General features: G+C 42.0%; 10 protein-coding genes and 1 pseudogene. 6 read left to right on the top strand and 5 right to left on the bottom strand.

The window, feature by feature from the left end; all coding sequences use genetic code 11:
- The first annotated feature begins 429 nt into the window (after positions 1–429).
- Both ACED46_RS16980 and ACED46_RS16975 read left to right on the top strand, forming a co-directional pair.
- Entirely contained in the window at positions 430–1,041 is a 612-nt protein-coding gene (locus ACED46_RS16980) for a toxin-antitoxin system YwqK family antitoxin (protein ID WP_017061462.1), read from the top strand.
- A 1,056-nt stretch (positions 1,042–2,097) separates the two neighbouring features.
- Positions 2,098–2,847 (top strand): oligogalacturonate-specific porin KdgM family protein, encoded by a 750-nt coding sequence (locus ACED46_RS16975; RefSeq protein WP_048616477.1) that lies wholly within the window; start codon positions 2,098–2,100, stop codon positions 2,845–2,847.
- 134 nt (positions 2,848–2,981) lie between these two features.
- Here the strand turns inward: ACED46_RS16975 and ACED46_RS16970 are convergent, their stop codons facing one another.
- The 3 genes from ACED46_RS16970 to ACED46_RS16960 form a co-directional block, all read right to left on the bottom strand.
- Positions 2,982–3,725 (bottom strand): 3'-5' exonuclease, encoded by a 744-nt coding sequence (locus ACED46_RS16970; RefSeq protein WP_371721975.1) that lies wholly within the window; start codon positions 3,723–3,725, stop codon positions 2,982–2,984.
- Positions 3,725–5,587 (bottom strand): DUF294 nucleotidyltransferase-like domain-containing protein, encoded by a 1,863-nt coding sequence (locus tag ACED46_RS16965; protein ID WP_371721974.1) that lies wholly within the window; start codon positions 5,585–5,587, stop codon positions 3,725–3,727. Before ACED46_RS16965 ends, ACED46_RS16970 begins: the two co-directional genes overlap by 1 nt.
- 275 nt (positions 5,588–5,862) lie before the next feature.
- On the bottom strand, positions 5,863–6,582 hold the full coding sequence (locus ACED46_RS16960) for a FadR/GntR family transcriptional regulator (protein ID WP_010438385.1): 720 nt from the start codon (positions 6,580–6,582) through the stop codon (positions 5,863–5,865).
- Between the two features lie 342 nt (positions 6,583–6,924).
- Here ACED46_RS16960 and ACED46_RS16955 point away from each other — a divergent pair, with 342 nt between their 5' ends.
- From ACED46_RS16955 to ACED46_RS16945, 3 genes are all read left to right on the top strand, one after another.
- Entirely contained in the window at positions 6,925–7,701 is a 777-nt protein-coding gene (locus tag ACED46_RS16955; protein ID WP_371721973.1) for an SDR family NAD(P)-dependent oxidoreductase, read from the top strand.
- A gap of 174 nt (positions 7,702–7,875) precedes the next feature.
- Positions 7,876–8,598 carry a FadR/GntR family transcriptional regulator gene (locus ACED46_RS16950; protein WP_017063624.1) on the top strand — a complete coding sequence of 241 codons (723 nt, stop codon included), beginning with the start codon at positions 7,876–7,878 and terminating at the stop codon, positions 8,596–8,598.
- Positions 8,599–8,746: 148 nt separating this feature from the next.
- Positions 8,747–10,114, top strand: a complete 1,368-nt coding sequence (locus ACED46_RS16945) for an MATE family efflux transporter (protein ID WP_081326300.1) — start codon at positions 8,747–8,749, stop codon at positions 10,112–10,114.
- Positions 10,115–10,372: 258 nt separating this feature from the next.
- Here the strand turns inward: ACED46_RS16945 and ACED46_RS16940 are convergent, their stop codons facing one another.
- Positions 10,373–11,410, bottom strand: coding sequence for a polysaccharide lyase family 7 protein (locus ACED46_RS16940; protein WP_017063622.1), 1,038 nt, complete (start codon positions 11,408–11,410; stop codon positions 10,373–10,375).
- A gap of 528 nt (positions 11,411–11,938) precedes the next feature.
- On the opposite strand from ACED46_RS16940, the gene ACED46_RS16935 reads away from it, so the two are divergent.
- A complete protein-coding gene (locus tag ACED46_RS16935; RefSeq protein ID WP_114633649.1) occupies positions 11,939–12,697 on the top strand; it encodes an oligogalacturonate-specific porin KdgM family protein in 759 nt (252 codons plus the stop codon).
- Between the two features lie 146 nt (positions 12,698–12,843).
- Here the strand turns inward: ACED46_RS16935 and ACED46_RS16930 are convergent.
- Positions 12,844–13,099 (bottom strand): annotated as a pseudogene (locus ACED46_RS16930) (hypothetical protein); the annotation flags it as partial.

Below are 13,099 nucleotides of genomic sequence, written 5' to 3'. Positions count from 1 at the left end.
TGCGTGACAATGATCTTACAGTCTGACACTCAATTAATCATACAAGTGATCGAGTTCAAAGTTGCACCACCTAGGAGCGCAATTCCTCAAGTCAGTGCAGTTATCCGCACTAAATTTCGACCAAAACCCCGAAAAACATGAACAAAGTCTCTAAAAATCGAAGATTCATCGTTAAAAACTATTATTCTTGACGATCAAAGCTTAAAGAAGAGCAGCAAAAATATCGTTAGATATAATTTATAAAAATGAATTAAACCAATACATTTGTAGTACAAATAAGATCGATAATTTTCTTTTAAAAGTTCCCTATATTAGGCAGCCAATAATGAAAACTTGAAAACCACTATTAGATACTGACAGGGATACACGGAAGTGAAATGCTTTTAACACACCCGTTACACTTTCCCCGTCCAATAAAAAGGTGTCATTATGAAGAAATACGTTCCAATCTTAATTGCTCTTAGTACGGTATCTTCTATGAGCTATGCAGCAACACCGCGTGAAGATGCTGTTGACTACTTACAGATGCGTAAAGGCGTGGCTTACCAAGTAAACCATTCAAAACCTTTCACAGGTCAATTTGAAGAGAAGTTCGATAACGGCCAAGTCGCGACCCAAGCTCAGTTTGCCGATGGCTTAGAACTTGGGCTAGAAACTAACTGGTATCCGAATGGCCAAGTCGCTTCTAAAGTGAATTACGTAAAAGGCGAACTGCAAGGCAAAGCTGAAACCTGGTATCCAAACGGACAGAAAAAAGCAGAACTCAATTATAAAGACAATGAACTATCAGGCACCGCCTCTCGCTGGTATCCCAATGGGGAACAAAGCCTGACAGCTGAATACAGCGACGGACAAAAAGATGGATTGGTAACGGACTACTACCCGAACGGTAATAAGGCCAGCCAAGCGAAGTTTGATGAAGGTGAAGTCGCGAACGGAAAACTTACTCGCTGGAATACTAACGGTGACAAAGTTGAAGAACTGACCTTTAAAGATCACAAAGTCACCTCTAAACAGGTGTGGATGCCTACAGAAAGCTAAGCCTCAAGAACAGCTCTCACGGAGCTCTTTGATATAACTAAACGCCTGCTGTTAAAGTTTGCAGCTACACGTCTGCAACTAAGAGACAAGAGAAGAGAAGAGAAGAGAAGGGAAACGAACATTCATGTGATTAAGCGTGAATGTTCGTGGCTTTGATGCTGTAACAGACTCACTTGAGCGTGTTGTCATCAACCTAAAAGCCTATTCTTAAGCCGCGGTTTACACGCTTATTGAGCCGCACACGACTCTCTACTCAAATTTCAAATAAAAAAACGCTCATGTTGCCTGTATCAACATGAGCGCAAGGGTAGATCTTCGACTACCATCTCCTACCTTTCTAGATGAAAGCAGAAGTTATAATTAGAATAGTTGGGAGCAATAATCAAAATGCTTTCGCAAGCACTTCAACGATTTCTTCTTTGTCGCTGATGAGAACAACGGGTAACGATTCGAACCCAGTTCATTCCTATCAAGTTCATACTTATATAACAGGCTATGTCACTACCTTGCCTACTACATTTCAAACCTTCTCTGATTGAGCTTTAAATCACCTCAAGTAAATGTCTCATGTTCTTAAAGCGGTGGATTTAATCCATTTAGCTTCAAGACCACTCTTACTTATTCGGCTTCACACCGTCTGTTCATGCAATCAACACAGCAAAGTTATGTGTTGCTAAAGAAAGTTAGTAAATAATAATGTATTACAAATAAAAATGATATCTAAAGGTTCAATTTTTTGCTGTAGCGCACATTTATTGATGAACAAAACTCTTCAAAACCATTATCAACAGCCAAACAAATCACTAAAAAACATCAACTTAACGAAACAACTCGATTTTGTAACCCTTTGTAAATAGTGGTTTTGTCCTAACAACACGATCAAGTTCACAGATCATCACGCCTCGGATCGCTACCATATTTGTATTATTTAAATGCAAAATAAATTTGAAATAACCAAGAAATAATTTCAAAAACAAAATGCATTTAAGACAAGAACTACTCTATTTGGCTTGTAATTATGGCCAATACTCAACCTATAAATATGGAATTAATACCATGAATAAAACTAAAATCGTGATTGCTGTGGCATCTGTACTCGCTGCTGGCTCTGTATCTGCTGCGTCTTTCGATATGAGACACGAATACAAGAGTCATACAGATCAACACGCTACTCGTGTAAAACTTGGCGATAGCATTGGCAACTTCCTTGTAGATATCGAAGCGAAATTCAAGGGAGAAGACGGTAAATTCATGGAAGATTTGAAGAACAATGGTTGGGAGCTTGGTCTAAACTACCGTCATGTACTAAACGATAACTGGACAATGACTTACGGTATGCCAATTGAAGGTCGTGAATCTGGCGTTACATACAAGCCTCAAGTTCGTGCAACATACAAAGTGGATAGCGTTGATGGTCTAAGCCTAAGTGCTCGTTACCGTTACGATATGAGACAGAACACTAGCAGCTCAGAGTATCAATTCGATGACAATGGTGATGTTATTGTTGATAGTGACGGTGTTCCAATCACGGTTGATAAAAACGTTTCTAATCAACGTCGTCACCGTCTAACGGCAAACGTTAACTACTCAATGGAAAACTGGCGCTTTGGTCTAGAAGGTAACTACTACAAAGCGGATGGCTATGACATCTACGACAACGACGATACCAACTACGAGTTGAACGCAAGCATTCGCCATATTATGGGTCAATGGGCACCATATGTAGAGTTTGGTGATGTGAGCACTTCATCAACTAAAGCGACTCGTGAACTGCGTAGCCGTGTTGGTCTAACTTACAGCTTCTAATCGATAGCTACATGAATAATCTAAGATAATTACTGTCCTAATTTTCTAAGACCTAAACAAAAGCCAGCTTAATCGCTGGCTTTTTTTCCTTTAAAATCAGTAAAATAAGAGCCGCGCACTTGCAGCTCTTTTTCCTAGTGACTAATCCGATAGAGAAAGGCAACGGTCACATTATCGTTAGGCACAACTCGCTTCTGCTGAGCCAAAAACAATTCCGCTGTCGAAACGGCATCGGCTAATGCATTGTGGCTGTTGTACTCAGGAAGCCCGTACCTTTCGCGAGTCCCTGCCAAGGTTAAATCGACTTCTTCATGATTGCTGATCGCTTTCTCCATGCTTTTCTCAATACACAAGGTATCAAGCCAAAGCAGAGGAATCGCTCTTGAACCGTAGCAGCGAAGAAGGTATTGGCTAATGAACTTCTCTTCGACTACACACGCGTGCGCGACGATAATCTTGCCTTTCGCTGCTTCGAAGAAAGTGAGCATCGCATCATGAATAGATGCGCCCTCTTCCAGCATCTGTGGTGTGATGTGGTTAATCACCGCAGTTTCAGCGTTAATCTGAGAATCATTGTTCAGGTAGATATGCTTGGCAGAAGCCAAATCGATTCGTCCTTTCACCACATCGACCCATCCCATAGACAAGATAAGATCTTGTTCGCTGTCTAAGCCTGTGGTTTCGAGATCCAACACGATATAGTCGCTGTCTTTGGCCAAATCCGTCATTTCAGGACAAGGCTGTTCTACCAGATCATGTAACGCTTCTGGCAGCTTAACCGTACCCAAATATTGCTTACGCTTGCGTTTAATTCGTTCAAGCGGGTGAAAATAGTTTAGCATTCGTTTTAAACATTTATTAGTTGAACATAGCTTCATTAACGTGCTCCGAAACGAATTTTCGCCGCTTCTTGAAGGTCAGCAATGATCCTAAAGGCATCTTTCAAGTGTTTACGCTCAAAGCCACCAAAGCTATCTGGGTTGATGTTGTTGTCAGGCACATCCCCGTTCTTCAGCGCTTCAAGTTGATGGCCAAAACGGAAAGAGAGAATGAACTGGTAAGCACCCAGAATGTTCTTGAATGCATCGTCGCTCAGCATGCCTTTTTCATTGGCAGCAGCGAAACGTTCGTCAGTCGCCGACAAATCGCACTCCACAGCAAGGCCATAAATACGCGCTAAGTCGATAATCAAGTTGATCGCGTACTTCTTCACGTTCAACGTTTTCTTATTCTCACCTGACTTCTCTAGCACTAAGCTATTGAAGATGCCAAGTGGCGGGTTGGTATTGACCGCGTCTTTCACTAGCGTGCTTAAAAACTCACGGTTACCGCGAATATTGCTATGCAGCTCATCGCGCAGAATACCTTCGAACTCACTGTTGCCGTAGATAGTACGAATTTCTAGGAACACACTGATATTAAGCAAGCGTTCGTACTCTGGGTTAGCCACCCACTTCTTGTAGTAGTGCTTCCATACACTGAGTGGCTGACACCATTTTGGCGTCGCAGCCATGAATTTACCTGGACATAATGGGTAGTGACAGCTTGCTAAGCCGTTGGTCACCATCATCGCTAAGTGTTTGAAGTAAATACGGTCACTGTCGGTTGCATCGTCAGCAAGAACAATCGCGCTGTCTTGGTCCGACAACATGTGCACTTCATTACGTGCGTGCGATCCGGCTACGATCCAAGAGAAATCACACGGTGGTGGGCCTAACTTATCAATCGCTATTTGAATCAATCGACGGGTGTAGGCGTCCATAATCATGGTCATTACCTTGCCGACGGTTTCAGGCGCCACTTTACCTTCCACCAGCGCTTCAAAAATAGCTTGTCGCTCTGAGGTGAACGAAGACATGGTTTTCACGCTGCCCGCGTATTTGATTTTCTCGATCAAGAATATCGCTTGAACACGGTGGTTTTGAACCAAATGAGACGTAATAAGAAGACCAACGACCTTATTCTCTTTCACAACGGGCAAGTTACGGATATTAAATTGCATCATGATAGAGGCCGCATGCAGCACCAGATCATCCGGTTTTACAGTAAGTGGAGAGTGCGTCATTACCTCTGAGATCAGGCTATCAGTACTCACGCCGTGGGCAATCACTCGCTTAGTCATGTCTCGGTCGGTGATCAAACCAACAATGGTTTCACCTTCATAGATCACGGCACACGGTGAGCGTTGATGAAGCATTTCAACCGCAACCGACTGGATGGTTTGCTCAGACTTAACAATTGCCACCTGCCCGCTTGCCACTTCCTCAACTTTACGAATGAACAGGCCTTTCTCTTTATTCGACCAGACCACATCCAGTGCCGACTTCAAGCGAACCTGCGCCTGTGAAGCAAAGTGTTCTGCGCAACTTGGAAAGGCTTTGAAAAGCGTTTGAAGTGCCGAGTGTGGAATCACATAAAGTAAGGTGTTTTCGATTGCGACAGCTCTATAGCCTTTTTCGTCGTTGACTTCAGAATCTAAGAACGTAAAGCCAAACAAATCTTCACTGCCTAGACGGGCACGAAGCACACCGTCCGATTTTCTTTGCTCCATAGATCCTGTTCGAATGATATAGAGCGACTTTTCTTTTCCTGACTCGCATAGATCGACGACATCCCCTTTGGCTAGATAGGTAATCTGAACATTAAAAGCGAGGTCACGAAGCGCTTCTTTAGGGATCTTATCGAAAGGGTCTATCTGACCGATGAACTGAAGAATATTTGGCAATAGAGACTGAGGCATATAATCACACTCGCATTAATTTGATTAGTATTATTATATAACTAACAATGCTGGTTACTAGCGGTTTTAGCAAAACAACGCACATAAGACTAAATATTGGACATCGGTCAAGTTTTCATCAATTTTGGATGTAAAAAAAGCACGTATTAAACGTGCTTTCAATAGATAACTGTCTGTAGTAACAGCAATTTTAGGTGACTCCACTAGGTATCCAGAGCAACGCTCGATAGAAACGGCTAAGACCTTAGAGTTGAAACCTCACCCAAAACACTAAGCTAGCTTGCTACTGGCAATCTGTGGTTAGTATCTAATAGATGACTTGCAGAAGCTTGGCGTGCTTTATCACTGTTACCCGCCATGATTGCTTCATAAATTTGACGGTGTTCATTAATACACGTACTTCCCTCTTCTGAAGAATGAGAAATAAAGTTAACAAACATTGTCGTTAAGATATTGCCAAATGGAAGGTAAAAGTCATTACCTGTTGCATTGAAGATGAGGCTATGGAATTTCATATCAATATCTAGCCAACTGTCTTGGTTAAACTCTTCAGCACCTGATATTTCTACCATCTGTTGGAAAATGCCCGACAGTTCAATGCGTTGTTCAGCGCTCGCGAACTGAGCAGCCAATGCACATGCTTCTGGTTCAATCGCGCGACGTAAGCCCAAAAACTGATGACAGAATTGGTCTGTATCTGCCAAACCATCCATCCATTCGATCAATTGCGGGTCTAAAAAGTTCCAGAACGCACGGTCAACAACGCGAGTACCGATCTTTGGTCGAGATTCTAGTAGGCCTTTTGAAGTAAGAAGCTTAACCGCTTCTCTTAATGCAGTCCTACTAATTCCAAATTGCTCACACAGAGCCATTTCACCAGGAATGATAGAGCCTTGAGGCAAATTGCCCGACAAAATACCACGTGCGATTTCACGTGCAACTTGCACATGAAGGCTTCGCTTAGAGCCTGAAATCGAATTGAAAGAGCCAGCCATGTGTCTACTTACTTATTAGATATGTATTATTTAACTCGGACTATAGCACTGATTTATATCTGCACCAACTAAGTATAAGAATAACGTGAGGTCACGAATGATATAGGCTAGCGAAGATTTTATGAATATTATAAGTATTTAGTTCATCAAACTAATTAAAAACATTTATTCATACAAATGGTTCTTATTTACACCGTTTTTTGTATGCGCAAACTCACAAAACGACTCTTACTCTCACTATTTATGTCGTTGATGATCAGTTTTGAGATGACTATCCTTGAATACTGCAAGTGTTATTGTATGATTTATTAACGCGAATGATCTACAATATAGGCGACTGTGATGTTTAACGATTTAAAAGGCAAACGCATTCTAATTACTGGCTCTACTGCAGGTATGGGCTTAGCTACAGCACGTATTTTCGCAAAGTATGGTGCAAAAATTGGTATCAATAGTCGTGCTTCTAGCCCAAAAGTTGATGACGTTCTATCTGAACTTACCGCACTGGGTGGCGATGTTGCCTTTTTTCCTGCAAACCTAATGGACACATTAGAGTGCGAAAGGTTAGTCAAAGAGTTCACTGATCATTTTGGTGGCATGGACGTGTTGATTAACAACGCCGGTGGCCTTGGTGGTCGCGCCAATCTAGAAAATATCGATGACGAGTTTTATGAGCGTGTGATGAACCTAAATGTTCGATCCGCGCTGATGACAACTAAGTTCTCTATCCCACACTTGCGTGCATCTGCTGCTCTATCGGGGCAAACATCGTGTGTGATTAGCACGGGCTCTATTGCCGCTCGCGAAGGCGGTGGTGTGGGTGCTGGCGTATATGCCGCATCTAAAGCGTGGTTACACGACATTCACCGCAATTGGGTGAAAGAGTTCGCGCAAGACAACATCCGTTTCAACATTGTTTCACCGGGCACTATCGACACCGCATTTCACGATGGTAAAAGCGACGATTTGAAAGCGACCATTGCTAACAACATTCCAATGGGACGCTTTGGCAATATTGATGAAGTTGCTCCTTCATTTGCTTTCTTTGCATCGCACGCTTGCAGCGGTTACATCACAGGTCAAATCCTAGATGTTAATGGCGGACAAATAACGCCCTAGTTAGCTGGTTTATATAAGCTCACTCAGCGATTTAAGTTCGCCACACTATATAAGGTTAACAGACCCGAGTAGATGAGGGAAAACCTCACACTAAATTCGACGTATACACTGACACTAAACACCAGATTCGTCTGGCTTTTAGTGTTTTCGAAGTTTCAATTTCAGGTGGTTTAAATGTCAATATTTACATTGGTGGAAGATTCAAGCCGCCGAATTCATGTTCAAGTGGCGAGACAAATTGCTCGCAAGATCTTGTCAGGCGAGTTAGAAGAAAATCAAAAGTTACCCAGCGAAATGGAGCTGTGCGAAATCTTTGGAGTGAGCAGAACTGCCCTTCGAGAATCAACTAAGCTACTTTCGGCAAAAGGTTTAATCGAGTCGAAGCCAAAAGTGGGCACTCGTATCAAACCGAGAACACAGTGGCACTTCTTGGACCCGCAATTGCTGTACTGGATCCAAGATTTAGAAGATACTAAACCCTTCTTGTCTCAATTTTTAGGCTTAAGAAAAGCGATTGACCCGGAAGCGTGTGCGCTCGCTGCAACCAATGCAACTGTAGAGCAACGCAAAGAGCTTTCGATTCTTTTCCAGAAAATGACCATCGCAGCAAATAGCTTCGATTATGAAGAGTGGACGACCAACGATCACCTGTTTCACCAAACGATTTTCTTATCGACAGGTAATCAATTTTACATTCCATTCGCGAACATTCTGTCGACTATCTTCAAGCAGTTTATCGACCACTCCGCTGAAGGCGGTCGCTTCTGTTTAGAAGAACACAAAGCGATTTACGACGCAATAATGTCTGGCGATGCCAAGCAAGCTCGAATTGCTTCTCAAGTCCTGCTAGACGATGAGAACCAAAAGCTCTCTAGGGTTGAATTAGCCATCGCATAACCGAGATTAACCAAACTGACTTGTTTTTCAAAGACACAAGTCAGTCTTGTTTTAGCACCCATTTTTTAACCATCAACTACCGTAGTGTTTTCTTCTTTAAACGCTCTACTCCGCCACCTCAGAGAAAGCTTACGGTTATACACATAAGGTGTTGTTTGTGTCTTCACAATCGTACGTAAGGAAAAATTTCTCTCTCGCCTGGCCCCTCGCCTTAAACGGTATCTTGATGCAGTCGATGTTGATGATCGACACACTGCTTGTCTCTCCTCTTGGTGAAATCCCTTTAGCTGCAATGGGGATTGCGACGACTATCGTTGCCTTTGTACTGGGAATTCAAATGGCGCTGGCAAACGGTACTCAGTTAGTATTAAGCCGCGCAGTGGGCTCTGGCATCGCCGCATCATTATCTAAAGCATTTTGGGCAGGGTTATTTATCAACCTTGGCGTAGCAACACTATTTTGGCTTCTACTTACTTTTTTCGAACAACCCTTGATTCAAGCTTTAACAGATGACGCTTCCCTTCACTTAGAAATCAGCCGCTATCTAGACATCTCGAAATACATCGTTATTTTTACCGCGTTAACGCAGGTGATCATTGCTTTATTTAATGCGCTAGGCAGAACTAAAGTCCCATTCAAAGGTTACTTAATTGAACTGCCTATCAATGCTGTACTCTCATATGTGCTGATTCATGGTTTTTCTAATTTTGAAGGGATTGGTGTTCAAGGCGCCGCGCTAGGCAGTGTTATTGCTATCACCCTTCGCCTTGTGTATCTGGTTCTTTGCGTGTATTTGAGCTCAGCAATTTCACTCAAATTAGACGCCCAGCGATCTGAGTTCATGACAAACGTTCGTCGTCACTTTATCGAGATATTCCCTGTCGCAGCAAATGTAACCATGCTATTGATTGGCGCAACGATTTATCAGTTACTGTATTCGCAACTTAACATCAACGCGTATGTTGCGATTACTTTGGTGATGCCTTGGATCAGGGCTGTCTCTCAATTTATTACTGCTTGGGCTCACTCTTCCGCAATTACTATCAGCCAAGCGATTGGCTCTAAAAAGATGGATGACCTAGTCAAAAACGTCGATACCAGTATTGATATTGCGGTCGTCATTTCTTTTGTGTGTGCAATCTTGTTCGCAGGATTAAGTCTGGTTATTGGTGACATTTACCCGAACTTGGATGAGTCTACCTATCAAGCATTGGCCGTTATCGCCCCACTCTACATCTTCTTGCCGATTGTCCGTGGCTACAACACGGTTCATGGGAATGTATTAAGAGCACTAGGAAAAACGACCGCAGTCTTCAAAATCAACTTTACTGGTCAATGGGTAATTTCAATTCCATTGTGTGCATTGATCATCTTTGGATTAGACGGTTCTATCTTTTGGGCTTTCGCTATCCAACCATTCGAAGAAGTCGTTAAAGCTTTCCCATTCCGTCATTTGGCTCGAAAGTCTCTTAAAGAGTTTGATGCCGACAAAGCTAAAGAGTTGATGTATGACTAAGTCCGGTATCGAGTCGCCGTCCTAAAATCTTTCTACGCTTTCTGATTACAACCTTGTCTTTTGACAAGGTTGTATTGTTTCAGCTGTACCATTCATTGGTAGGCTTCAGCACACCCTCATTGATACCAAGGTCACATTAATACCAAGGTCATCTTAAAACTCATATAAAACAAAAAGACCACTCAACATTCGGTTAAGTGGTCTTCGAAAATATTCCTTAAGGACTGCGTCTAGCTAGCCTATTGGTTATGCTATGTGCTATTTACCGTTCAACTTAAGCGCTGAGAAAGTCACACTGTTGTAATCGCCATTCTTTTTATCGATAGCGAAATCGCCAGTACCGCCACAACCAGGTCCCCATACAGGGTGAGAATCGCTCACGCTACATTGGCCGTATGCGCCCGCTTTGTAGTAAAAATCATCTTCAGCATAACCCGTTGGTGAATCAAGTTCATCGATGCCCTTACTCAGGTCGATTTCATACTTAACGGTATCGTGACGCTCGGTTTCAAACGTTAGGTACATCATGGTGCCTTTCACTTCCACTTTGTAACTAAACTCTTCACCAAGAGCAATACCCGCTTCACCCGGCTCTGCAGGGTTTTCCCACGTGTTACCCCACACTGGATAAGCGATATCGGCACGGTTAGGATCTTTTTTCTCTAGGTTACGTTCATAGTTCCAGAATACTGAACCCATTTCTTGGTCAGGAAACTTCTTATAGAAGATCTTTAGTGGTTCATTACCATGCCCATAACCGGTTCCAGCTTTGATTAGCTCATTATGTTTTTTAGCGTGAATCTGACCAACAACCACCGAGTGAGCTGGGTACTTTTCTGGGAACTTAGCGTTAACTGAGACGTGATTAACTTTTAATGTCGCTTCTAATGTTCCGCCAACAGCACTGTATTCACTAGCCGCTGGGTGACTCGACAGTGCCCACTGGTTTCCTTTATCAGCCGTATCGATAGAGAAATCTGCGCCTCTTGGCATTTGTCGTAATTCAGAACGCGCATTCTTCGAGTTTTTCGTCGTAATCGCTTGGTTCTGCACTTCAAATACAAGGTTGCCGTCTTTATCAAGATGGAAGAAATCACTATGTGAGTAGCTCATCATGGCTACCCCTTCTATTTCATCAACACGACCATCTTCATTAATATCTGAAGGTATGGTTATTTTCCAATTATGCATATCGAATTTATCGGCAGGTACGGGGTAAGAAACACCGTTATTTGCGAAAGTAACCATTGGTACAGTCGCTAATAGCGCCACTGCTAATATGTTTTTCTTAAACATGACTCATCCTTTATTGTTAAATAAGTACCAAGTTCTCTCAGCACAGAAAATACTTTGAACACTGATTCGCAATAACTATTTTCTTCAATTTAAATAGTCCAACCACGAAAATTAGGGTTAACAGCTTGTTAAACACACTCAAATACAGCTCTTATCTTTTCGAACAAGATCTCTTGGATAAAGCAGCCACTCGTAACAACCAAGGTTGCCATCACCACCAAACCCCAAAGATAAATCGAATATTTGTCTTATTTTAACATTTTTAATTTCGTATATTCTCAAGCATTATAAATATGAGAAGCGAGTCATGCTCAACCTAATAAATAGGCGCAAAACTGGGACATTCATTACATTTAACTATATATTCACTCCATTATTCAGAACTTCTTGATAGATATCACAGAAATACTAAGCGGTAATAAATACCATATTTGTCATACATTAATTTAATACCATTTATAGTGTTAAATTGTGAGCCATGGGTATATTGGATGTATCCAAAATAAAAAATAATAGTGAGACAAAGGTATGAACTCTGTTACAAAAATTGCTGCAATTGTTGCTACAACTCTTCTTGCAGGCACAGCGACTGGCGCAACTCTTGATTACCGTGCAGAACATAAGCATGAAGACGATAAATACGCGCATCGTATTAAAATTGGCGGAAGTACGAAAATAGCAGACGAGACAAAGCTATATTTTAGCGTTGAACAAAAGTTCGCTCCAAATGCAGAAGGCGATATATATAACCAATTGGAACGCGGAGATTCTGAGTTTGATTGGGGTGTTCGTTATGCGTTAGATGAAAAGTGGTATTTGCAGCCAGGTATGCCTATTACGTTCGGCGATGAAAAAACAACATTTAAACCACAGTTTCGTGTTGGGTATAAAGCTGACTTCGGTCTAACAACGGCTCTTCGTTACCGTCATGAATTCCAAAACTACACAGACAGTTCAAGCAGTTCTCTCACAAAAGTTAACGGCGACAAAATAGCATTAGCTGGTGAGACTGTTCAGCAAGGTAAATTTACATTGACTGGCGCTTATAAATTCCAAGACGAAGATTTAAAAAACCTTCAATTAAGTTATGAGGCGAACTACGTCAAAAGCTACGAAGATCAAGTCAAAGCGAATGGTGAAGATTGGGAATGGGATTTAGGTGTAAAAATCGGCTATAAATTCGATAACCTAAGACCTTATGTTGAATTTTGGACATCAGATTACGGCTCAGCGGAAGAGAATGAACGTCAGTTAAAAACACGCGTTGGTGTTACATACTCATTTTAAACATGGTGACTATCCATTCTTTAAAAAGGCTTATAAATTTCTAAGCCTTTTTTATGGTTCATCGCGGCTTTCCGGGGAAAGCCGCTTTTATCTTCAGTAAGCATTTGTTCTATATATCTTTTTAGGCACTCCGTTATACGAGCTTAAAGCTCCAACCAAGATAGAGATTCTGTTTTTATGCCGCAGTTACGACACTTAATTCTTCGTGTTTAAACAGAAAGTTCAACAAGAACACCGAGCAACATGGTCTCTTTTACATGACGCCATTGATACTCATGAATAGCCTCGGCCTCGATACCACAAAGGCACTTAGCCTCAGAGTTAGGTTTAAGAATCAGGGTAATAAGCAGGGCAAGATTACGAAGCCCCTTGCCCTGCAAGGACTTGCGAAAGGTAAGCGTT

This window comes from Vibrio sp. 1S139 (genome assembly GCF_041439475.1).
GTDB classification, from domain to species: domain Bacteria; phylum Pseudomonadota; class Gammaproteobacteria; order Enterobacterales; family Vibrionaceae; genus Vibrio; species Vibrio crassostreae_C.
Note: the sequence above shows the minus strand (reverse complement) of the source record. Positions and strands in the feature narration are given on the sequence as shown.